The sequence below is a fragment of the Thermodesulfobacteriota bacterium genome, from assembly GCA_040754335.1.
GTDB lineage: Bacteria > Desulfobacterota_D > UBA1144 > Nemesobacterales > UBA2774 > 2-12-FULL-53-21.
This window is the reverse complement of record JBFMCV010000003.1, coordinates 116,768-137,502: the sequence shown is the minus strand read 5'-3', so window position 1 is coordinate 137,502 and position 20,735 is coordinate 116,768. Positions and strand designations below refer to the sequence as shown.

Here is a 20,735-nt window from a genome sequence, read left to right as displayed (position 1 = left end):
TACCGCCCGGTTCCGCCGGGGTTTCCGCGCACTTAAAAGTACTCCGGTTTAACTATCACTCGAAGTCGTCGTAATCAGACAGGTTTTGAAAGGTCGGAACGCCCCTCGAGCTGTCGAGGAAGGTGAGCTTCACCGTCCCTGTAGGGCCGTTTCTCTGCTTGCCGATTATGAGCTCGGCAAGGCCGTCCTTCTCCTCGGGCGTTTTCCTGTAGGCGTCGGCCCTGTGTATGAACATCACCAGGTCCGCGTCCTGCTCTATCGCGCCGCTCTCCCTGAGATCTGCCAGCTGCGGGCGCCTGTCTGAGCGCGACTCAGTCTGCCTGCTCAGCTGCGATACGGCGATCACGGGCACGCTAAGCTCTTTCGCGAGCGCTTTAAGGGATCCCGAGATTTCGGCTATCTCCCTCTCCCTCGTCTCGGTCCTCCTCGTGCCGCGCATGAGCTGGAGGTAATCGACGATGATAAGGTCGAGACCCTTTTCCCTCTTCTGCCTCCTCGCCTTGGCGCGTATCTCGAGGACGCTTATGGCGGGCGTATCGTCTATATACAGCTTCGCCCTGCTGAACTCCCCCGCTGCCTTTACGAGCCTCTCCAAGTCTTCGTCCTTGATATACCCGCTCCTGATGTTCGAATAGCTGACAATGGCTTTCATGGAGAGCATCCTCAGCATGAGCTGCTCCTTCGTCATTTCGAGCGAGAATATGCCGACCGACGTACCGCACTCTAACGCCGCGTGCGCGGCAATGTCGAGGCAGAGGGACGTCTTCCCGAGCCCCGGCCTCGCCGCAACGATGATGAGGTCCGCCTGCTGAAGCCCGGAGGTCATGTAGTCGAGCTTCTCGAACCCCGTGGGTATGCCCGTGACGAGCTCTTTCCTCGCATGGAGCATCTCAATTATATCGAGCGCCTTCGCCGCAAGCTCCCTCGAGTCGTAAAAGCTCGGCTTGATCTTGTTCTGCGCGATGTCGAGTATCTTGTGCTCGGCCCTGTCTATGAATTCGTCGATGTCCGCCACACCTTCGTTCCCCTGGTGCGCTATGTCGCTCGCGGCCATTACGAGGTTCCTGATTATCGACTTTTCCTTTACCAGCTTCGCGTAGTAGCTCACGTTCTCGGTCGCGGGCACGATCTCCGTCAGGTATGTGAGGTAGCTGCTCTCGCCCACCTCCTCGAGCAGGTTCCCGTTCCCCTTGAGATAATCGAAGAGCGTAAGCAGGTCTATAGGCTTGTTGTCCCGGTCGAGGTCGATCATCGCGTTGTATATCTTCCTGTGCGCCTCTTTATAGAAATCGTCGGCGGTGAGTATCTCCATCACCTGGTTTATCGCCGAGCTCTCTATGAGTATCGCGCCTAAAACGGCCTGCTCCGCTTCCAGATTCTGGGGAAGCTGACGTGTGAGCATCTCCATAGTTATCTATATTAAATCACTTGTTCGGATGTTTTCAACACGGGGGTTTAAAGTGGGGGTTAAAAAGAAAGCACGGGGGCGGGTTACGGAACGTCTTCAGTATCCGTAAGAGAGCCTTTCGGCGAGGAAAGGGTCGAGCCCGCTGTCTATTATCTTTTTCTGCGCGATTTCTACCGGATATCCGACCCTCCTGAACTCTGCGCCCCCGCGTTCGTCGTATATCAGGAACGACGCACGCGGGTCCCTGTCGCGCGGCTGTCCCACGCTCCCGGGATTGACGAGATAACTCCAACCGCTTCTCAATTGCAGCCTATCGTCCCTCGAAAAGCGGACTACACCGTCAGCAAAGGTGAATACGCAGCTCACGTGAGTGTGGCCAAAGAAGCAGAGGCTCATTTTGCCCATGAGCGGAAATTCGGGGGCGGCGTCGTACGTAGATAATATGTACTTGTCCGGGTCGGACGGCGCGCCGTGTACGATCATGAATCCGTCAACCTCGTCCTCGTCAGGCAGGCTCTTCAGATAATCCTTGTTTTCTCCGGTGAGCTCCATTCTGGTCCAGAGCGCCGCCTGCCTCGCGGCCGGGTTGAACCCTACTGGCTCCGCAAGACCGCACGCGGCCTTATCGTGGTTGCCGATAAGTGAAGTTATATTCAGGCTCATTATTGTTTCGACGCACTCGTTAGGACTCGCCCCGTACCCTACGATGTCTCCCAGACAGATGATCCTGTCCGCGCTGCACCAGTCGATTTCCCTGAGGACGGCCTGGAGCGCTTCCAGGTTTGCATGTATGTCGGAGATGATTGCGTATCTCAATCCCTCACCCGCGCCGGTAGGGGTTATTCGACGAGCACGATCCCTATGTCCATCACGTTCGTGCCCGTGGGGCCGGTTATTATGAGGTCGCCCAGCTTGTCGAAGAAGCCGTACGAGTCGTTCTGCGCCAGGTGCTCTCTCGCGCTCACGTTTATTGTCCGTGCCTGGAGCCTGCTCTGTCCGTCGCATATCGCCCCCGCCGCGTCTATCGGGCCGTCTATGCCGTCCGTGTCGCAGAAGAGCCCCACTATGTCGTGGCCTATTATCTCCATGCAGAAAGACAGCGCGGTCTCCGTGCTCCTCCCCCCTTTTCCCGTACCGGGGCCACCATGGACTGTAACCGTGGTCTCGCCACCGAATATTACGCAGGCAGGTTTCTTGACGGGGTTGCCGAATTTCTCTATGTCGAACGCGACCGCCGCCGCTACCTTGGCGACCTCCCTCGCCTCGCCGCTTATCTGGGACGAGAGGAGGAACGTGTTGTACCCGAGCTCCTCTGCTCTCTTCTCGGCCGCTTTAAGCGATTTGAAGTTGTTTCCCACAATAATGGTCTGTACGTCCTTAGGGTCGTATTCGCCCTCTTTGAGGGTTTCGGGCGAATTGCCGCTCCTTCCCTCCTCGAGGTGCACTACCACGTTTGGAGGGAGCTTGTGCTCTATGCCGAGGGCCTCTATCACGCGCCAGGCGTCTTCATAAGTTGTCGGGTCGGGCACGGTGTGGCCCGAGGCTATGGCGTCGAGCTTGTCGCTCACCACGTTCGAAAGAATGAGCGTTATTACCTTTGCCGGGAGGGCCTTCTTGAGGAGCCCCCCTCCCTTTATCTGAGAGATATGCTTCCTCACGGCGTTGAGCCCGTATTTATCGACGCCCGACCTCAGGAGCGTTTCGGTCGCTTTCCGCTTGTCGTCGAGCGAGATGCCGGGCGAAGGCATCGCCAAGAGCGCGCTCCCGCCTCCCGATATGAGGAAAATGACGAGGTCGTTCTCCCCGGCTTTCTCGAGGACCGATACGACCTCCTTTGCGGCTGTGAGGCTCCTGTCGTCCGGCACGGGATGGCTCGAAATATAAAACCCGAGTTTCTTGTACGGGTTCTGCGGCTGGGAATTCGATACTACTATCCCCCCCGTGAGCCTGTCCTCGAGCACTTCCTCGACGGCTTCGGCCATGGATGTCGCGGCCTTGCCGAAGGCGACTACGTAAATCGACCCGAAATCGTTCAGGTTATAGTGCCTGCTGTCCACAGTAAGGACGTCCGATTTGCGGCTCATGTGGTCGAGCACGCATTTATAAGGGTTTGCGGCTTCCACAGCCTCCCAGTATATCTTGAGGGCGTTATCGCGCGATTTCTTGAAATCCATTCTGCTTCAGTATCGGGCTGAGGGATTTTTCCGTGACGGGCTGTCCCGTCCGGATTCAGCCTTTCCTCAGCTCTTCGATCAGCCTGTCGACCTTTTCTTTCGTCAGGTTCTCTTCGAGTTTGTCGTCGACCAGCATCACTGGCGCCGATCCGCACGATGCCAGGCACTCGGCTTCCATAAGGGTGATCTTGCCGTCGGGCGTCGTCTCGCCTGTCCTCACGCCGAGCCTCTCGCACATGTGGTGCTCGACATGCTCCGCCCCCCTCAGCGCGCAGGACAGCGTGCGGCAGAGCCATATCACGTGCTCCCCCACAGGCTTTCTGAAGAACATGGTGTAGAACGTGGCTACGTTCTGCACGCTAGAAGGCGGAAGGCCCAATATCCCTGCCGCCTCTTCCATCGATTCGTTCGAAAGGTAACCGAATTCGTTCTGTATCTCCCTCAGCACCGGTATGAGGGCGGATTGCCTGGTTTCTGACCCTGATACTATCGCATTGATTCTTTCTCTGAGAGTTTCCGGAAAAGGCATGTCTTTTGCTGCTCCGAATTAGCTCCGATAATCTTACATGGTTTAGGCCCCTTCGCAAGATAAATCTGCATCGGGCGGTGTCGCACTCGATCCGCGTGTGGAAATTCGGCGCGTTTTGGTTAAATTAAAGTCCTTGATCCGAATGCGGATATACCACCGCGGGTGACCGGGAGGCAAATCGATGCTCAGCGTATTTAAAAAATTCTTTGAAGGACAGGGCGACGGCCGGGTGGAAGGGGATAAAGAGGCGAAGCTCAGGACAGCGACCTGCGTCCTGCTGCTCGAGGCTGCGACTGCCGACGAGGCCTTCTCGGACACCGAGCAGAAGAAGGTCGTCGAAATATTGAAATCCAGGTTCGGCATGACCGACGAAGCCGTCAGCGAGCTCGTCGAAGAATCCAGGAGGGCGAGGGAGAGCGAGGCCGACATCTGGCATTTTACCAATCTCATTAACCAAAACCTCACTAACGATGAAAAATACGATTTGATGGAAGAGGTCTGGGAGGTCATCTATTCGGACGGGACTCTGGGCGAGTTTGAAAACTACGTAGCGCAGAAGCTCTACCGCATGCTCAATATAGACCATTCAAAATTCATCGAGCTCAAGCTGAAAGTCAGGAACGAGATCCGGGGCGCGTAAGCACGCGTGCGGGAAGTGCGAGCACTGCATTCTTCTGAATCTGCTCCGGCCGGGCCTCTCATTTTAGTCCGTTCGGCTTAATCCGCTTCCTTAACCTTCAAGACACGGATAAAATAGATGATGAATCATTTTTTCGGAGCCTGCTGTGAATCGAGCTGACAACGGAAGACGTGTGGCGATTGTCCACTGTTTAAGGACGCCGTTCGTGAAATCTGGGACGCTCTTCAGGAACCTCACGTCCCTCGATCTGGGAAAGGCGGTGGCCGTCGAGCTGATAAACAGGACCGAGATATCCCCAGGGGAAATAGACAAGGTTTTCATCGGCAGCGTTATACCTTCCGTAAGGACCCCCAACCTCGCCAGGGAAATCGCGTTAGGCTCGGGCGTCCCGCCTACAGTGCCGGCTTTCACCGTCACGAGCGCATGCGCGTCCGCGAGCCAGGCTTTCACGAGCGCGGTCGACAGCATAATGTCCGGAGACTCCGAGGTCGTGCTGACCGGCGGGGCCGATTCGATACACGACTCGCCTTATCTTGCGGGAAGGGGTCCGCGGTCGAGGCTCTACGATTCGGCGAAAGGGATCAATCTGATCGAGAAGGCGATGCCGCTGCTCAAAATGGGAAGCGGCGAGTCTTCTTTTTCGCTGCCGCTCCTGCCCGAGCGCTCCACGGGACATACCCTCGGAGAATCGGCCGAGAAGCTCGCCCGGACATATCAGATAAGCAGGGTCGAGCAGGACTCTTTTGCGGCAAGGAGCCATACGCTCGCCTCGAGGGCCCAGGCGGAGGGAATATTCGAGGATGAGGTAATCCATACTTTCGTGCCGCCCGATTTTACGGAAATCGTTTCAGGGGATAACTCGGTCAGATACGACATGAGCGTGGAAGCGCTTTCGGCCCTTCCTCCGATTTTCGACAAAGAGTTCGGGACCGTGACTGAGGGAAACTCAGCGCCGCTCGCGGACGGAGCCTCGGTGATCCTCCTCATGTCCGAGGACAAGGCAAAGGCGCTCGGTTATAAGCCCATAGCGTTTGTAAGGTCATACGCGTACGCGGCGCTCGACCCTTCTGACGAATCGCTGATGGCCCCCGCGTACTCGACCCCTGCCGCACTGGAGCGCGCCGGCATAGGGCTTGACGAAATCGACCTGGTCGAGATACACGAAGCGTTCTCCTCGCAGGTGATTTCTTACGTGAGAGCGCTCGGCTCCAAGAGCTTCGCCAAGGAAAAACTGGGGAGAAGCCAGCCCGTCGGGGAGGTAGATATGGAGAAGCTGAACGTTTCAGGCGGCTCGATCGCGATCGGACACACGCTCGGAGCCACGGGAGCGAGGATAATAATGACGCTCGCATACAGGATGTCGAAAAGGAAGGGGAATTTCGGGCTCGTGAGCCTGGCCTCTGCAGGCGGTCTCGGGGTCACGATCGTGCTCGAGAAGGAATAATAGATATGAGCAGCGTATCCTACACCATAGATGATGCAGGAATAGCAGTATTAACGATAAATACGCCCGGCAGCACCGTGAACAGGCTCGGTCACGAGAGCTTCCTTTCCCTCGAAGAGTTCCTCAACAAGGTCGAGCGTGAGCTCGATATGCTCGAGAGCAGCGACGAGATAAGGGCCGTCGTTATCACAAGCGCCAAGGACGGGAGTTTTATCAGCGGAGCGGACCCCGGTGAATTCCTCGGTTTCACGCTCGCAGACGAAGGCAGGTCGTATAGTCTCAAGGCGCAGGAATTAGCCGAGAAGATAGAGAACTCGAGGGCCCCCTTCGTCGCGGCTATAAACGGCGAGTGTCTCGGTCTTGGTCTCGAGCTGGCGATCGCCTGCAAATACAGGGTCGGAGCGGATAACAGGAAAACGGCGCTCGGTCTCGACCAGATAGACTTCGGCCTCATCCCTTGCGCAGGCGGCATCCTGAGGCTCGCGAAGCTCATTGGTACCAAAGAAACGCTCGATATGATATTGAGTGGCGAAGCTCACGATTCCCATCATTCGAGGCAGATCGGGATACTCGATGAAGTCGTCCCCGAGGAATATCTCATGAGCATCGCCAGGAAGCGCGCGCTCGATCTGTCGGGCAAGGAGTTCAAGCCGAGGCGTCTTCGCTTCGGCGGAGTGGCGAACGCGCTGATAAAAGAGAATCCCGTATCCAGAAAAATGTATTTCGACAAAGCTAAGAAGGAAATAAAGGAGAGCCGCGAGCTCTACCTCACGGCTTCGAGAATGGCGATCGAGGCGCTCGAGATCGGAGTGGCGAGCTTCAACAGGGGGCTCCACGTCGAATCTGTCTATTTCGGCGAGCTCGCGGTGACGGGCTATTCCCGGCAGCTGATCAGATCGGGCATAGCGATAGACGAGGTCAGGAACGACGCCGGGTTTTCGAAAGCCGGCCATAAGACGGCGAGGAAGAAGACGGAGAAGATCGCGCTCGTGGGCGAAGAGACGCACGGCGCGGGAATAGCCTGCCTCGCGGCCGAAAAGGGAGTCAGGGTGAGGATAAAGAGCAGGGATGCGGGCGGCGCGGCGAAAAACCTGAAAGCGTGTTTCGATTTCTTCATGGAAAAGCTCGCAAATCACGAAACTGACGAGCTCGGTGCGGAGAAAAGCCTCGACCTCATAAGCGCGGCGCCTGACTACACCGGCTTCAAAAGGGCTGACATCGTTATAGAGTCTGCGGGAGAGGACCCGGATGTAAAACGCGGGATACTGAAAGACGTCGAGCCGCTCATGAGCGGAGAATGCATCTACGTTTCGAATTCGTTCGCCCTTCCTGTAGCGCTTATCTCGGGCGCATCGAAGAGGCCCGAAAGGGTCGTGGGGATGCGCATCCCCGGCCCCGTTCAGGAGACGGAGCTCATGGAGGTCGCGGTCACGGAAGATACTTCACAGGAAACGGTCGCCGAGCTGATCGAGTTCGGGAAGAGCCTGGGGAAGATTCCGCTCGTGGTAAAAAACAAGGCCGGGTTTTATACGACCCGCATCCAGCTCGCTTATTTCAACGAAGCCCTTCACCTCTTAGGCGAGGGAATAGGCGCTCAGGACATTGAGGACGCGATGATCCAGTTCGGATTTCCCGAAGGGCCCCTGAGCGCGATGGACGAAATAGGCCTCGACCTCGTTCAGACGGGCTCCCGGATCGCGTTCAAACAATCGGCCGAGAGGATGAAGCCTCTCTCGATGCTCGACAGGATGATAGAGGACGGCAGGACCGGAGTCAGGGGCGGCAGGGGTTTCTACAGATACGGGCGGGACGAAAAAAGGCTCGACAGGTCTCTCAACAAGCTGCTCGCGCTCGAAGAAGAGGATTCCGACGGTATTTCACAGGAATATATTCAGGACCGTCTCGTGCTCGCGATGGTGAACGAGGCGATGCTGTGTCTGCAGGACGAGGTCATCGGGAGCGCCAGGGACGGGGACGTGGGCGCGCTCCTGGGTCTCGGTTTCCCGACATACAGGGGAGGCCCGTTCAGGTACGTGGACTCCGCCGGCGCCGGGGAGATACTTAAGAAGCTCCATAACCTGAGCGTGAGGTACGGCACCCGTTACACTCCTCCGGTCATATTGAAAAACACGGCAGTGGGCGGAAATAAATTTTACGAAAACTGATACGCAGGTTATCTTTTCAGTCTTCCGGCATGGAAGGATTTCCCGGTGTGAAATCGATCGCCCGGTAGTTATAATTTAACTCTTATGAGTTCGGATAGGAAAAGCAAAGGGAATTATTTGAAACCTGTGATACTGGCCCTCTCGGCGCTCGGGGTCATACTGTCCCTCTACCTCACTTATATCCACTTTTCGGAGAGCCGCGCCGCGTTCTGCGCCGCGGGGACGGACTGCGATACCGTAAGGCAGAGCGGCTTTTCCACGATCCTGGGCGTTCCGGTGGCCGCTATAGGCGTTCTGGGTTATTCGGTCATATTGATTTTATCCCTGATAGCCGTAAAAAAACGGACGAAGTGGCTCCTTCTTTATATACTCGCGCTCGCCGGATTCATATTTTCCGCGTACCTCACTTATCTTGAGCTCTTCGTTATAAAAGCGATATGCATGTACTGCATTTTCTCGGCTGTCCTCATGACGGGTATTTTTATCGCCCTGGTTGCCGCTAAATCCGTATACCACCCCAAGCTGTCCGCGTCCTATATAGTGGTGCTGAGCCTAGCCGTCGCCGCGACCGTTATACTCGGCGCCGCGCTCGTGCAGGCCGAAAAGTTCGGCGTGTCCGGCTCTCCTCCGGCGGAGTTGTCGGAGCCTGCCGATTCCTTCCAGACCGGCCTCGCTATGTACATGGCAGAGCACGGGGCCGTGATGTACGGCTCCTACAAGTGTCCCCACTGCAGTCAGCAAAAACAGATGTTCGGCGGCGCGTTCAAATATATCAAATACGTCGAATGCAACCCGAAGGGGGAAAACGCCAATCCTTCCCTCTGCCTGGCCAAAGGCATTATGAACTATCCGACCTGGGAGATAGACGGCAGGTTCTACGAGGGCGCGATGCCGCTCGAGCAGCTTTCCGCGATCTCCGGATACGACGGCAAGTTCTAGGTTTAACCTGTCTAACTTATTACGAAACTCCCTCTAGTCGCTTTTTGTGACCCGTCCTCGGGAAAATATTAGTTTAGATTTGCGCCGAAAGATGTTATTATTATTAGTAAATATATTTGGGGAAGGTGATTCGAATGGGTCAGGAAAACCTCGGGCAGGATTTGGAAGCGCTCCGGGAAGACGTCACTAGGCTGAGGTCGGATCTGTCTCAGCTTGCCAAGTCACTCCTCGAAAGAGGGAAGAGCGAGACTGACACGGCGAAGGACAGGGTTATTGATGAGCTTATGTCCAACCTCCGGTCGGCGCGCGAAAAGGGCGGTGACACGGTCGAGTCGGTCGAGCACAGGATACAGGAAAAGCCTTTGATGAGCCTCCTTATCGCTTTCCTCGTCGGGCTCGTCCTGGGAAAGCTTTTCGACAAGAGGTAGGTCCACCGGTTGAAGGACTTGATTAATATAATTTTGAGCTCGGTCAAGCCCGACTACAGGGCCGTAAGAGCCGTTTTATTCAGGCTCGCTGCCGTGCTGCTCGTGCTCGTCGTATCGTCCGTTATTGTTTTGATCGGGCTCGGATTTTTTGTATGGTCTCTTTATCTTTACCTGGAAACCCTGTTCAGCCCCTATTGGGCCGCGCTCATTAGCGGTGCCGGGGCTATCGCTCTCGCTGTTGTAATCGTGCTGATCGCGCTTCTCGCGACCGGCTACTTAAAGAGAGGCGGGAGAGTGAAACCGAAACCCGCGCGGGCGCGCGCGGGAGAATCGTGCGACCCTATGGAGCTCGTTCAGCGATATCCCCTCGAATCGGGTCTTACTGCAGCCATTGCGGGATTCATCGTCGGCTCGTCGGACGATGCGCCTAAGACATTGACGGAATTCCTTACGCTCCTCAAAGAGAGCGACCCGAAATAACGGCCGTCATCCTCTGATCTTCTCTTTTTTCTTGACGCACTCTTCTATAAACGATTTGAATATAAGGCCTGAAAGCTCCGACTCTTCGCGCTCCGGGTGCCATTGTATGCCCAGGATGTAGGGGCACTCCTGGGACTCTATGCCTTCCACTATCCCGTCAGGCGCAACCGCGGAGGCCCTTAACCCCGTCCCCATCTTTTTCACCGCCTGGTGGTGATAACTCTTTACCGGGAAGCTCCTCAACCCGAACACGTTCTCGAGCAGTGAGCCGTCTTCTACAAGGATTTCGTGAACGGCTCCCTTCTCGTGCTGAAGCGCGTCGGGGAGGAATGCGGAGATGTCCTGATAGAGAGACCCGCCGAAAAAGACGTTAAGTAGCTGCATGCCGCCGCATATGCCGAGTACGGGGATATTTCTCTCGCACGATTCCCCCAGCACGACGAGCTCGGTCTCCGTCCTTTCTATGCTCATCGGTCTCAGCTTCGGATGGGGCTCTTCGTTATAGAATCGTGGGTCCATGTCCCTCGAGCCGGGAAGAAGGAGCCCGTCAATGCGGGATACCGTTTCCTTCAGGAGCTCCGTGTTTTCCGGTATCGATGGTATGAGCAGAGGGATCCCGCCGGACCTAGCCACCGCGCGGGCGTACGCGTCCTCGATAACGCAGCTGCCGTCTTTGATGTCTGTCGTTATCCCTATTAACGGCCTTTTAATGTCCATTCCTTCCCCGGATATGACGGATCGTCCTTCGAGCTAAAGATATTTGCCCCTGCTGAAAAAGCAAGGCCGCCCGCGGGGCTCCCGAAAATTTGCCTATGGGAAATTCTATTCTGCATTATTCTTATCTCAATATCCGGATCGGTCGCTCTGATGCTGAAAGGCTTATATTTCATATTGATCTCCACTCTCGCCGCGTCCCTGTTTTACGTTTTTTTCGGGATCGCGTTCAGATACGAGCACCCGTTTTTCATGCTCCGCCTCCTTCCGGTTTTTCTTGGGGCTCACGTGATTCTCAGCATTGCGGTCTATGCGGTTTCGCTGCGCGGCGAATCGAGGAAAATGAGGGCGGGCATGGCCTCGAGGGTCAGGAGGACAGTATGCATCCTAGTCTCCGCGCTTATATTGTCTGCTCTCTTCCCGGCGAGCGCCATAGTCGGTCTCTATCCCGTCCAGATGGCTGTTTTCCACCTCCTCATACTCTTCTACGCGGGCATGTCTCTCGGGGCGGTGAGCCTCTCGGGGGCGCTCTACCTTTCGAGGAATGGAATATACCTGTCCCTGCTTAATCAATACGTATTCACATTTGCGGTGCTGATATCCCTTGGTATATCTTATATGACAGTATACGTGTTCGGGCTCCTGCCGGTCGGGTAAACTTGTGACTCCGGCGGAGGAAGGAAATTATATGGTTATGCGCAGGTTTTTGACATCGGCGGCGTTATTGCTTGCAGTCTCGCTCACGGTCTCGGGCTGTGAAGCGATAAAGGGATTATTCAATCCCTTTGCAGGCAAATGGAGGGCGGGGATGCTCGAGCTCGAGTTCGGGAGCGGCCGGTCGTTCGAATTAATCGTCGGGAGCACGATCTCTGTCAATCTCCGCGGAGAGTACAGTTATGATGATAAAACCCTGGTTCTGAAATTAGACGGCGGGAGCGAGGTCGCTTTCTCATACGAATTCAGCGCGGATAAGAAAACGCTCACATTGGTCCCCGAGACCGATTTCGACTATATCAGGACAAGGCTCGATTTTACGAAAGAAGAATAAAAGGTTCCGGATATTCCTCCTGAGCTAACACACCATGATTCAGCTCGATGATATTTCCCTCTCTTACGGGTCGAGGGAGATTTTTAAGAATCTTGACTGGCACATAAAAGACGGCAGGCGGATAGGTCTATTCGGACCGAACGGCGTCGGGAAAACCACGCTTTTAAATATAATCGCGGGTCGCGCGCAGCCGGACTCGGGGGCCGTGATCGTTCCCCCGGCCGTTACTGTGGGCTACCTCCCGCAGGAGGTGGGCGATTCCGTGCCGGCCGGTTCCGTCGTCGAAGAGGCCATGACCGCCTTCCGCGAGGTACAGGAGCTCGAGCGGGAGATGGAATCGGTCAGGGAAGCGCTCGGGCGGGTTAGCGGCGAAACCCCGGCTGAGAGGGAAAGGCTCCTCCGCAGGCTCGACGCCGTCCAGATCGAGCTCAATGCGAGGGGGTTCCATACTCTCCGTTATCAGACCGAGAAGCTGCTCCAGGGCCTCGGGTTCGAGACCGGAGAGCTCTATAAGCCCCTCTCCGCGTTCTCGGGCGGATGGAGGATGAGGGTTGCCCTCGCCAAGCTGCTGCTCGTGAAGCCCGACATACTCCTTCTTGACGAGCCCACCAACCACCTCGACATAGAGAGCATAGACTGGCTTGAGGAATATCTCCGGGAGTTCAAGGGGACCGTGATACTCGTTTCACACGACCAGTATTTCCTCGATCGCATGGTCGATACGATAGCCGAGCTCGGCACGGGACGCATTACTGAGTATGCGGGGAACTACTCGTACTACCTTCGCGAGAGGAAGTCCCGTCTCGATATCCACAAGGCGGCGTACGAGAACCAGCAGAGGAAAATAAAAGACACTGAGCGGTTCATCGAGAGGTTCAGGTACAAGAATACCAAGGCGAAACAGGTGCAGAGCCGCATAAAAACGCTCGAGAAACTCGATAGGATACCCCCGCCTCCAGCTGACGATCCCGCCATACATTTCAAGTTCCCCGAGCCCGAGCGCTCGGGAAAGGCGGTGCTGGAGCTGTCCGAGTTTTCCAAGTCGTACGAAAGCGGGGGCGGTAGCGTAGTTCATGTATTCGAGGACGCGGGGCCGCTCATAGTCTCGAGAGGGGACAAGATCGCGCTCATCGGAAAAAACGGAGCGGGCAAGAGCACGCTCGCGAGGATTGTGATCGGGACCGAGCCCTTCCGCGGCGAGAGGAAGGAAGGACACAACGTACACGTCACCTTCTTCGCCCAGCACCTTGCCGAATCTCTCGATCCCACGAGGACGATAATCGAAGAGATAGAGTCCGTTGCTGAGGCTCGTAACGAGACCGATATCAGGTCCCTCCTCGGCGCGTTCCTGTTCTCGGAAGGGGACGTGTACAAGAAAGTTTCGGTGCTCTCGGGCGGGGAAAAGAGCCGCGTCGCCCTCGCCAAGACACTCGTGTCTCCAAAGAACTTCCTCGTCCTCGACGAGCCGACGAACCATCTGGACATACAGTCGAGAAACGTGCTCATCGAGGCGCTCAGGCAGTATAAGGGGACCTTCCTCGTCGTGAGCCACGACAGGCATTTCCTCGACCGTGTGACGAACAAGATATGGTACGCATCGGGCGGCAGGATCGTCACGTATCCCGGCACTTATTCCGAGTTCAGATACCATCAGAGTCTCAGGGAGACCGTCGACACCGTAAGCGGGGCGGAAACGGGCGCCGCGGGAAGCAACGGAAGAAAGACCGGACCTGACGAGTCTCGGAATAAGCCGTCCGAACCCGAAGAGTCAAGAAGGCTCCAGGCCGAAAAGCGGAACCGTCTTTACAGGGAGCTCCGGGAGCGGGGTATCGAGAACATGGAAAACTGGGACGAGCTCTCCTCGAAGCAGTTACGCACGGCTCTCACGGAGCTCGAGCAGAGGATCCACGGTATCGAGGAAAATATATCGGAAGTGGAGGCTTTCCTCGCCAACCCCGACAATTTCAGGGACGGCAGGCGCTCGGCCGAAGCCTCTGACGAATTCAGCCGGCTTCACGGCGAGCTCAGGAAATTATACGAAAGGTGGGAGGCAGTCTCATCCCATCTGGAGAGACACGTCTCCGATTGAGACCCTCGGGCGGCAGCATATTCTGAAGCGTTACTAACTGTTCGACATGACCCTTGTGTTTACCTGGAGATACCGGCTGCCATCTCTTCGAGCCTTCTTATCCTCTCTTCCATAGGCGGGTGCGTGCTGAACAGAGAGGACAGCCCGTGTCCGGAGAGAGGGTTGGCAATAAGCATGTGAGAGGTGCTGTCGGCTACCTGCTCGCTCACCCTGAGAGGGATTCTCCCTGAAGCCGCCCCCAGTTTCCTGAGAGCGTTCGCAAGCGAGAGAGGGTTTCCGCTGATCTCGGCTCCGCCCTGATCGGCTCCGTATTCCCTCGTCCTCGAGATAGCGAGCCTTATTATCGTGGCCGCAAGCGGGGCAACTATGGCCATTACGAGGAGTCCGAGCGGGTTCCCGCCCCTCTCCCTGTCGCCTCCGCCTCCTCCTCCGAATATTGCGGCGAACTGCGCCATGTAGGCGAGGTAGGTAATTGCAGTCGCTATCGTCGCGGCGATAGACCCTATCGGTATGTCCCTGTGCTTCACGTGCGCGAGCTCGTGGGCGAGCACTCCGCGCAATTCCTCGCGGCTGAGCAGCCTCAGTATGCCCTGCGTGACCGCTACTGCCGCGTGCTCGGGGTTCCTCCCTGTGGCGAAGGCGTTCGGCTGCTCCTGCGGGGTGATATACACCCTCGGCATTGGGAGCCCCGCCCTCTGTGCGAGGTCCTGTATGTCCCCGTAAAGCTCGGGCGCGTCTTCGTATTTAACCTCCTTAGCCCCGTAAAGGGAAAGGACGATCTTGTCGCTCCACCAATAGCTCGCGAAATTCATAACCATCGCGAAGCCGAAAGCGATTATAAGGCCCTGCTTCCCTCCTATGGCTCCGCCTATCCACATCAGGATCGCGGAGAGGGCTACGAGAAGTATAAGGCTTTTGAGTGTGTTCATTTTTATGTCTCCCAATAAAAAAACAGTTAATTTACAGTCCGTTCCGTCTCTGACGGCGGGTTCGCAAAGTTATACACCTTTACCTTCGGGTGATATAATGAAAATAATGGTTCATCGCAGATTTTCAAGTAAAAAAGTTGAGCGGCGGACTTTAAGGAGGGGCTGAATAGATATGGACACGCTCATGCTGTGGCGGCTCGCGGGAGCTTTTATAAACGTGACCATACTTTCGAGAGGCGCCAATCTCTTGCTCAGGCGATGGGTTACAGACCCTTACAAGAGGGCGTATATTGTTTTGGGCTCAGTCGCGCTTCTCGATTTCACGGGCATCTGGGCCCTCTACCACAATCCCGCTACGTCATTCTACGTTACTCTTTTTTATTATCTCCCGTTCCTCCTCATGTGGTTCCTGAAAGACATCTTAGACGCCTCGAGGTTGAGAGGCAGGACGTCAGGCGGGGCTAAATGACAGTTAAGGAAAACCCTCTCGAAAGGCGCAACAAAATAAACTCTATACTCGGTTATTATACCGATTTTCTCAAAGGTCTCTCGGATGCGCTCGAAAAGAGGGGCAATCCGCTCGGTTATGAGACCGTCCGGGCTCGCGCGTTCAAGCTCCTCGACGAGACGCTTGCAGGACCTGAGCTCGACGGCCTTCTCATGATCGAAGGGGAGTTAAGAGGCAGGTTCCCCGGAGTTGAGCACCGCATAAAGGAGCTTCTGCGGATAGGGATCGAAGGCCCGCTCGATCATCGAAAGTATTGAAGCCTGCACGGAGGAACGTATGCGTCTCCGTATATAATAATCCTTTGACATACCTTTTTTTCTTTAATAGAATTCTCTCCGCTGATTTCTTGGCTGTCTCGTGCGACTTATGGCAACAAAAGAAAACATGATCGTGATGCGCACCGATTTCGAGGGTGTGGGACCTCCCAGGAGGGGTAAGGTGAGGGACATCTACGACCTCGGCGATAAGCTCCTCCTCGTCGCTTCAGACCGTATTTCGGCGTTCGACGTGGTGCTCCCCGAAGGCATACCGGGAAAGGGGAAGGTGCTGAATACGATATCTAAATACTGGTTCGGACAAACCGAAGACATCGTACAGAACCACTTGATATCGACGGACGTGGACGACTATCCCGAAGAGTTCCGGAAATACAGGGAAGTGCTCCGGGGGAGGAGCATGCTCGTAAGGAAGACGAAGCCCCTTCCTGTCGAATGCATAGTAAGGGGGTACGTCGCGGGCTCGGGCTGGAAAGAATACAAGAAGAAAAATTCAATATGCGGAATCCCGCTTCCTCCCGGGCTCCCGGAATCTTCGAAGCTCGAAACGCCCATATTCACACCTTCGACGAAGGCCGAGGAAGGCACACACGACGAAAACATCAGCTTCGAGCGCGCAGCGGAACTTCTCGGTAGAGAGCTTACTGAAAGGGTCAGGGACGTGAGCATAGCGCTTTATTCGAGGGCGAGGGATATAGCGGAGAAGAAAGGGATAATAATCGCCGACACGAAATTCGAATTCGGTATAGACGAAAAAACGGGGGAGCTCATACTCATAGACGAGGCGCTCACGCCCGACTCGTCCCGGTTCTGGCCCCGGGACGAATATAAACCCGGAGGCCCCCAGAAGAGCTTCGATAAACAGTTCGTCAGGGACTATCTCGAGTCGCTCGATTGGGACAAGCGCCCGCCCGCGCCGGCCCTTCCCCCCGAGATCGTCCGCAAAACCTCCGAGAAATATAAAGAAGCGCTCGAACGTCTTACGAAATGAACGATATCGAGATGCGTTAACGGGTGAGCCCCCGGCCGGGGATTGAACGTCCGCAAATTACCGCTTACCATTGAATTCATATGGAAACGATAAGCATACTGGGATGCGGCTGGCTGGGGCTGCCTCTGGGTGAATACCTGATAGGGAAGGGCTATGCCGTGAAGGGGTCGACCAGGACCCGTAGCGAGCTCGAAGTGATAGGGGCCCGCGGCATCGAGCCTTTTTATCTGGTCCTCGATCCCGGCCTCAGGGGCGAGGGACTCAATGATTTTTTCAATTGCGGCGTGCTGGTAGTCAACTTCCCGCCCGGGAGGAGGGACGACATCGCCGAGTATCACCCGGCCCAGATCAGGTCCTTGATCGCCCGTATCGAATCCTCCCCCGTCAAAAAAGTGCTCTTCGTAAGCTCGACATCCGTTTATCCGGATCTTAACCGTGAAGTCACGGAGGATGATCGGGAGCCGCCTGAAAAGCCCTCGGGCATAGCCCTTCTCGAGGCCGAGAGGCTCCTACGCGAATGCGCCCGTTTCGAGACGACGATACTCAGGTTAGGCGGGCTCATAGGCTACGACCGGATGCCCGGCAGGTTCCTTGCGGGGAAAAGCGGTATTACGGGGGGGAACGCCCCCGTGAACCTCATACACAGGGACGATTGCGTGGCGATAATCCACAGGATCATCGAGCGGAATCTTTGGGGGGAGACGCTCAACGCCTGCGCGGATAAGCACCCGCTAAGAAAGGAATATTACACAGCCCAGGCCCGCAAGCTGGGGCTTAAACCGCCTGATTTCGCAGACGGAGGGGGAAGGGGATTTAAGATAATAAAGAGCGAGAAGCTGAAGATGCTGCTCGGTTACCGGTTCAAGCACCCGGACCCCTCTCTCATAGACAAGTGAGCGTGCGCTTTCACGGCTGAAGGGGCTGCGGCGCGGGGTTGGATTTGGCGGGCGTTCTGTTATACTAATCACTGTTAAAAATGAAGGAAATCCCCGGCACCACATTACTTCATAGTTGGGAAATAAAATAAAGGAAACCCTCAACCTCCCTACGTTGGTCCGTCAATCTCACGCTTCGTTCCGGACGGCGGAACCTTTATGCCCGTTTTCCCGGTCTGTAAAATCCCCAGGCAATGCATATATTTTATATATAAATCCCGGTATGAATCCGGGAGGAGGAAAGACTGAATAACTATGCAGGAAACTATTAGAATCGAAAACGGGAGCGCGAAAGAGCTCGAATTCGGCGACAACAACCTGGTCAAGGAGCTTTACGGGGAGAATAACGACAACCTTAAGGAAATCGAGGGCCATTACGGGATAAAGATCCATTCGAGGGGCGGGAAGCTCAACCTCGAGGGCGAGGAGGAAGGAGTCGAGTCCGCCAACAGGTTCTTGAGGGAGATGTACGGTCTCCTCGAGAAGGGCTATACGCTCGACCCGGCGGATATCGAGCTTGCGGCAAGGATAGTGGACGAGGGGAAGATAAGGCTCGCGGATGTGTTCCTCGACACGGTCTGCGTATCGACGAGGAAACGGATAATCGCTCCCAAGAGCATCGCGCAGAAGATATATATAGAATCGATCAGGAGGCACGACATAGTGTTCGGGATCGGCCCCGCGGGGACTGGAAAGACGTACCTCGCGATGGCCATGGCGGTCTCGGCCTTCGTCAATAAGGAGGTAAACCGGATAGTGCTCACGAGGCCCGCCGTGGAGGCCGGGGAGAAGCTCGGGTTCCTTCCGGGCGATCTCTCGCAGAAGGTCGACCCTTATCTCAGGCCGCTCCTCGACGCGCTATACGACATGATGGACTATGAAAAGGCCTCGCGTCTACTCGAGAAGGGAGCCATAGAGATAGCCCCGCTCGCATTCATGAGGGGAAGGACGCTGAACGATGCATTCATAATATTGGACGAGGCCCAGAACACCACGTCGATGCAGATGAAGATGTTCCTTACGCGGCTCGGCTATAATTCGAAGGCCGTGATTACCGGGGATACCACGCAGGTGGACCTGGCGGCGAGCGAGAGATCGGGCCTGCTGGAGGCCGAGATGCTGATGAAAAGGATCGAAGGCATCTCCTTCGTGTATTTCTCTAAGAACGACGTTGTGAGGCACCCGCTCGTCAGGAAAATTATAGAAGCGTACGAGAAAAATTCGTAAGGATTGTGTTATAATTCTCTACTGACCGGCATCCTCAACGGAGGCGTTCCCGATGCGACAATTCTCATGCGTGCTGACACTTTTAATAATCCTCTCCATATTCACGGCTTGTTCCCGTGAGTGGAGGGATCCCGACACTGCGCTCCCCTCGCAAAACGTAAGCATCTCGACAATACTGGCCAGCCCCGACGCCTATGACATGTCGGGAGTTATAGTCATAGGAAAGATATGGCGCCCGAGGGTCGAGTCTACGGGGGTGATGGTGAACGGAGTGGAGCAGGTCTTTACCGTGTTCACTCTCGCCGACAGGCAGGGGATAGGGATCGACGTGTATGTCAACGGCGAAGCGCCTGTCGCCGACGGCGACTACATCAGGGTCGTCGGTCTCTTCAAGAAAGAGTTCCAGACGGAAGGCGATTACTTCTACAACAAGATCGATGCGGTGCGTTTGGAAAGCTGGAGTCCCAACCTGACATACTGGGTCAGGGAATACGAATTCGATTAATTCCGGGTATCAATCAAATAATTCCGAAAGAAACAGGATCTTCTCTCTCGACGCTCCGAGCGATACGGCGTAAATCGTAACTCCGGTCAGCTCTTCTATCTTTCTGACATAATTTCTTGCCTGGGGCGGCAGCTCGCCGAACTCCCTTGCGGACGAAATGTCTTCCTTCCAGCCCTCAATCTCCTCGTATACCGGCTGGCAGTCTTTTAGTATATTGATGTTTGAGGGGAAGTCCGCGAGGTTCTCGCCCCTGTACCTGTAACCGACGCAGACTTTGATCTTGTCGAATCCCGACAATACGTCGAGCTTCGTTACAGCAAGGCGTGAGATTCCGTTCGTCATGGCTGCGTATTTGAGCGCGACGCAGTCGAACCATCCGCATCTTCTCGACCTCCCGGTGGTCGCTCCGTACTCGCCCCCCGCCTCCCTCAGCTTCTCCCCCAGCTCCCCGGGAATCTCCGAAGGGAAAGGCCCTTCGCCTACCCTCGTGGTGTAGGCTTTCGCGATGCCGAGCACTACGTCTATGCGTACCGGGCTCACTCCCGTGCCCGTGCATGCGCCGCCCGAGCTCGCGCTCGAGGACGTGACGAACGGATAAGTGCCTAGGTCTATGTCCAGGAGCGCCCCCTGAGCGCCCTCGAACAGCACGCACTTCCCCTCGGTTATGGCTTTATTAAGGAGGCCCGAGACGTCGCACGAGAAATCCTTCAGCTCAGCTCCGTACTCCACGTATTCATCGTATATGTCGTCGAATTTAAGGGGCTTTCTGCCGAGCACGTGCTCGAGATACATGTTCCTCTCTTCGAGTACGTTTGACAGCCTTTCCCTGAGCGACTCCGGATCGATGAGATCCGAGAACTTGATTCCCCGCCTCGCGGCTTTGTCTTCGTATACCGGGCCTATGCCCCTTCCCGTCGTCCCAATTTTTCCGTTGCCGTGCGAAGACGATTCGCGCGCGATGTCTATCTCCCTGTGATAGGGCATTATCACGTGCGCCCTGTCGCTTATTTTCAGGTTTCCGGCATCGGCTCTGTAACCGGCGGATCTCAGTCCACTGAGCTCCTCGAGAAGCACCTTGGGGTCGATCACGACCCCGTTCCCTATGACCGAGATCTTCCCCTCCCGGAGGATGCCGGAGGGCAGGTGATGCAGCACCACCTTTTCTTTCCCGATAACGATGGTGTGCCCGGCGTTGTTCCCGCCCTGATAGCGGGCTATTATATCGACGTTTTCCGAGATTAGGTCGACGATCCTTCCCTTGCCCTCGTCCCCCCATTGAGCGCCGATGACTACTATGTTAGGCATGC

22 protein-coding genes are annotated in these 20,735 nt (G+C 55.8%); 15 read left to right on the top strand and 7 right to left on the bottom strand.

The window, feature by feature from the left end; translation table 11 throughout:
- Window positions 1–55: 55 nt before the first annotated feature.
- The 4 genes from dnaB to nuoE form a co-directional block, all read right to left on the bottom strand.
- Complete coding sequence (gene dnaB, locus AB1598_06970) at window positions 56–1,408, bottom strand: replicative DNA helicase (GenBank protein ID MEW6144747.1); 1,353 nt, start codon at window positions 1,406–1,408, stop codon at window positions 56–58.
- 96 nt (window positions 1,409–1,504) lie between these two features.
- The gene (locus AB1598_06965) at window positions 1,505–2,224 is read right to left on the bottom strand and encodes a metallophosphoesterase family protein (protein ID MEW6144746.1); all 720 of its coding nucleotides are present in this window, start codon (window positions 2,222–2,224) and stop codon (window positions 1,505–1,507) included.
- 23 nt (window positions 2,225–2,247) lie between these two features.
- A complete protein-coding gene (locus AB1598_06960) occupies window positions 2,248–3,582 on the bottom strand; it encodes a glycerate kinase (protein MEW6144745.1) in 1,335 nt (444 codons plus the stop codon).
- A 55-nt stretch (window positions 3,583–3,637) separates the two neighbouring features.
- Window positions 3,638–4,111, bottom strand: a complete 474-nt coding sequence (gene nuoE, locus AB1598_06955) for an NADH-quinone oxidoreductase subunit NuoE (protein ID MEW6144744.1) — start codon at window positions 4,109–4,111, stop codon at window positions 3,638–3,640.
- A 181-nt stretch (window positions 4,112–4,292) separates the two neighbouring features.
- Here nuoE and AB1598_06950 point away from each other — a divergent pair, with 181 nt between their 5' ends.
- From AB1598_06950 to AB1598_06925, 6 genes are all read left to right on the top strand, one after another.
- Window positions 4,293–4,751: a TerB family tellurite resistance protein gene (locus AB1598_06950; GenBank protein ID MEW6144743.1), complete on the top strand. Its 459-nt coding sequence runs from the start codon at window positions 4,293–4,295 to the stop codon at window positions 4,749–4,751.
- 145 nt (window positions 4,752–4,896) lie between these two features.
- On the top strand, window positions 4,897–6,195 hold the full coding sequence (locus tag AB1598_06945) for an acetyl-CoA C-acyltransferase (GenBank protein ID MEW6144742.1): 1,299 nt from the start codon (window positions 4,897–4,899) through the stop codon (window positions 6,193–6,195).
- Between the two features lie 5 nt (window positions 6,196–6,200).
- Window positions 6,201–8,360 (top strand): 3-hydroxyacyl-CoA dehydrogenase NAD-binding domain-containing protein, encoded by a 2,160-nt coding sequence (locus AB1598_06940; GenBank protein MEW6144741.1) that lies wholly within the window; start codon window positions 6,201–6,203, stop codon window positions 8,358–8,360.
- Between the two features lie 126 nt (window positions 8,361–8,486).
- Complete coding sequence (locus AB1598_06935; protein MEW6144740.1) at window positions 8,487–9,299, top strand: vitamin K epoxide reductase family protein; 813 nt, start codon at window positions 8,487–8,489, stop codon at window positions 9,297–9,299.
- A gap of 134 nt (window positions 9,300–9,433) precedes the next feature.
- Complete coding sequence (locus tag AB1598_06930; protein ID MEW6144739.1) at window positions 9,434–9,727, top strand: DUF883 domain-containing protein; 294 nt, start codon at window positions 9,434–9,436, stop codon at window positions 9,725–9,727.
- An 18-nt stretch (window positions 9,728–9,745) separates the two neighbouring features.
- The gene (locus tag AB1598_06925) at window positions 9,746–10,207 is read left to right on the top strand and encodes a hypothetical protein (protein MEW6144738.1); all 462 of its coding nucleotides are present in this window, start codon (window positions 9,746–9,748) and stop codon (window positions 10,205–10,207) included.
- 6 nt (window positions 10,208–10,213) lie between these two features.
- Here the strand turns inward: AB1598_06925 and AB1598_06920 are convergent, their stop codons facing one another.
- A complete protein-coding gene (locus tag AB1598_06920; protein MEW6144737.1) occupies window positions 10,214–10,924 on the bottom strand; it encodes a gamma-glutamyl-gamma-aminobutyrate hydrolase family protein in 711 nt (236 codons plus the stop codon).
- Between the two features lie 150 nt (window positions 10,925–11,074).
- On the opposite strand from AB1598_06920, the gene AB1598_06915 reads away from it, so the two are divergent.
- The 3 genes from AB1598_06915 to AB1598_06905 are packed head-to-tail and all read left to right on the top strand — an operon-like array spanning window position 11,075 to window position 14,058.
- Window positions 11,075–11,578 carry a hypothetical protein gene (locus AB1598_06915; protein ID MEW6144736.1) on the top strand — a complete coding sequence of 168 codons (504 nt, stop codon included), beginning with the start codon at window positions 11,075–11,077 and terminating at the stop codon, window positions 11,576–11,578.
- A 37-nt stretch (window positions 11,579–11,615) separates the two neighbouring features.
- Window positions 11,616–11,969: a hypothetical protein gene (locus AB1598_06910; GenBank protein MEW6144735.1), complete on the top strand. Its 354-nt coding sequence runs from the start codon at window positions 11,616–11,618 to the stop codon at window positions 11,967–11,969.
- 34 nt (window positions 11,970–12,003) lie between these two features.
- Window positions 12,004–14,058, top strand: coding sequence for an ABC-F family ATP-binding cassette domain-containing protein (locus AB1598_06905; protein MEW6144734.1), 2,055 nt, complete (start codon window positions 12,004–12,006; stop codon window positions 14,056–14,058).
- A 59-nt stretch (window positions 14,059–14,117) separates the two neighbouring features.
- On the opposite strand, the gene htpX is transcribed toward AB1598_06905, so the two are convergent.
- Window positions 14,118–14,987: a zinc metalloprotease HtpX gene (gene htpX / locus AB1598_06900; GenBank protein MEW6144733.1), complete on the bottom strand. Its 870-nt coding sequence runs from the start codon at window positions 14,985–14,987 to the stop codon at window positions 14,118–14,120.
- Between the two features lie 172 nt (window positions 14,988–15,159).
- On the opposite strand from htpX, the gene AB1598_06895 reads away from it, so the two are divergent.
- From AB1598_06895 to AB1598_06870, 6 genes are all read left to right on the top strand, one after another.
- Window positions 15,160–15,456 (top strand): hypothetical protein, encoded by a 297-nt coding sequence (locus tag AB1598_06895; GenBank protein ID MEW6144732.1) that lies wholly within the window; start codon window positions 15,160–15,162, stop codon window positions 15,454–15,456.
- On the top strand, window positions 15,453–15,752 hold the full coding sequence (locus AB1598_06890; protein ID MEW6144731.1) for a hypothetical protein: 300 nt from the start codon (window positions 15,453–15,455) through the stop codon (window positions 15,750–15,752). Before AB1598_06895 ends, AB1598_06890 begins: the two co-directional genes overlap by 4 nt.
- 109 nt (window positions 15,753–15,861) lie before the next feature.
- Entirely contained in the window at window positions 15,862–16,761 is a 900-nt protein-coding gene (locus AB1598_06885) for a phosphoribosylaminoimidazolesuccinocarboxamide synthase (protein MEW6144730.1), read from the top strand.
- 80 nt (window positions 16,762–16,841) lie between these two features.
- Window positions 16,842–17,657 carry an SDR family oxidoreductase gene (locus AB1598_06880; protein MEW6144729.1) on the top strand — a complete coding sequence of 272 codons (816 nt, stop codon included), beginning with the start codon at window positions 16,842–16,844 and terminating at the stop codon, window positions 17,655–17,657.
- 294 nt (window positions 17,658–17,951) lie between these two features.
- Window positions 17,952–18,923: a PhoH family protein gene (locus AB1598_06875; protein ID MEW6144728.1), complete on the top strand. Its 972-nt coding sequence runs from the start codon at window positions 17,952–17,954 to the stop codon at window positions 18,921–18,923.
- 52 nt (window positions 18,924–18,975) lie between these two features.
- A complete protein-coding gene (locus AB1598_06870; GenBank protein ID MEW6144727.1) occupies window positions 18,976–19,428 on the top strand; it encodes a hypothetical protein in 453 nt (150 codons plus the stop codon).
- Between the two features lie 9 nt (window positions 19,429–19,437).
- Here AB1598_06870 and AB1598_06865 read toward each other — a convergent pair whose 3' ends face one another.
- On the bottom strand, window positions 19,438–20,733 hold the full coding sequence (locus AB1598_06865; GenBank protein MEW6144726.1) for an adenylosuccinate synthase: 1,296 nt from the start codon (window positions 20,731–20,733) through the stop codon (window positions 19,438–19,440).
- Window positions 20,734–20,735: the final 2 nt, after the last annotated feature.

Coding starts and splice junctions, on each gene's coding strand:
- dnaB (MEW6144747.1), bottom strand. CDS start 1,408: ATGGAGATGCTCACACGTCAGCTTCCCCAGAATCTGGAAGCGGAGCAG.
- AB1598_06960 (MEW6144745.1), bottom strand. CDS start 3,582: ATGGATTTCAAGAAATCGCGCGATAACGCCCTCAAGATATACTGGGAG.
- nuoE (MEW6144744.1), bottom strand. CDS start 4,111: ATGCCTTTTCCGGAAACTCTCAGAGAAAGAATCAATGCGATAGTATCA.
- AB1598_06950 (MEW6144743.1), top strand. CDS start 4,293: ATGCTCAGCGTATTTAAAAAATTCTTTGAAGGACAGGGCGACGGCCGG.
- AB1598_06940 (MEW6144741.1), top strand. CDS start 6,201: ATGAGCAGCGTATCCTACACCATAGATGATGCAGGAATAGCAGTATTA.
- AB1598_06930 (MEW6144739.1), top strand. CDS start 9,434: ATGGGTCAGGAAAACCTCGGGCAGGATTTGGAAGCGCTCCGGGAAGAC.
- AB1598_06920 (MEW6144737.1), bottom strand. CDS start 10,924: ATGGACATTAAAAGGCCGTTAATAGGGATAACGACAGACATCAAAGAC.
- AB1598_06915 (MEW6144736.1), top strand. CDS start 11,075: ATGCTGAAAGGCTTATATTTCATATTGATCTCCACTCTCGCCGCGTCC.
- AB1598_06910 (MEW6144735.1), top strand. CDS start 11,616: ATGCGCAGGTTTTTGACATCGGCGGCGTTATTGCTTGCAGTCTCGCTC.
- AB1598_06905 (MEW6144734.1), top strand. CDS start 12,004: ATGATTCAGCTCGATGATATTTCCCTCTCTTACGGGTCGAGGGAGATT.
- htpX (MEW6144733.1), bottom strand. CDS start 14,987: ATGAACACACTCAAAAGCCTTATACTTCTCGTAGCCCTCTCCGCGATC.
- AB1598_06895 (MEW6144732.1), top strand. CDS start 15,160: ATGGACACGCTCATGCTGTGGCGGCTCGCGGGAGCTTTTATAAACGTG.
- AB1598_06890 (MEW6144731.1), top strand. CDS start 15,453: ATGACAGTTAAGGAAAACCCTCTCGAAAGGCGCAACAAAATAAACTCT.
- AB1598_06885 (MEW6144730.1), top strand. CDS start 15,862: ATGGCAACAAAAGAAAACATGATCGTGATGCGCACCGATTTCGAGGGT.
- AB1598_06880 (MEW6144729.1), top strand. CDS start 16,842: ATGGAAACGATAAGCATACTGGGATGCGGCTGGCTGGGGCTGCCTCTG.
- AB1598_06875 (MEW6144728.1), top strand. CDS start 17,952: ATGCAGGAAACTATTAGAATCGAAAACGGGAGCGCGAAAGAGCTCGAA.
- AB1598_06870 (MEW6144727.1), top strand. CDS start 18,976: ATGCGACAATTCTCATGCGTGCTGACACTTTTAATAATCCTCTCCATA.
- AB1598_06865 (MEW6144726.1), bottom strand. CDS start 20,733: ATGCCTAACATAGTAGTCATCGGCGCTCAATGGGGGGACGAGGGCAAG.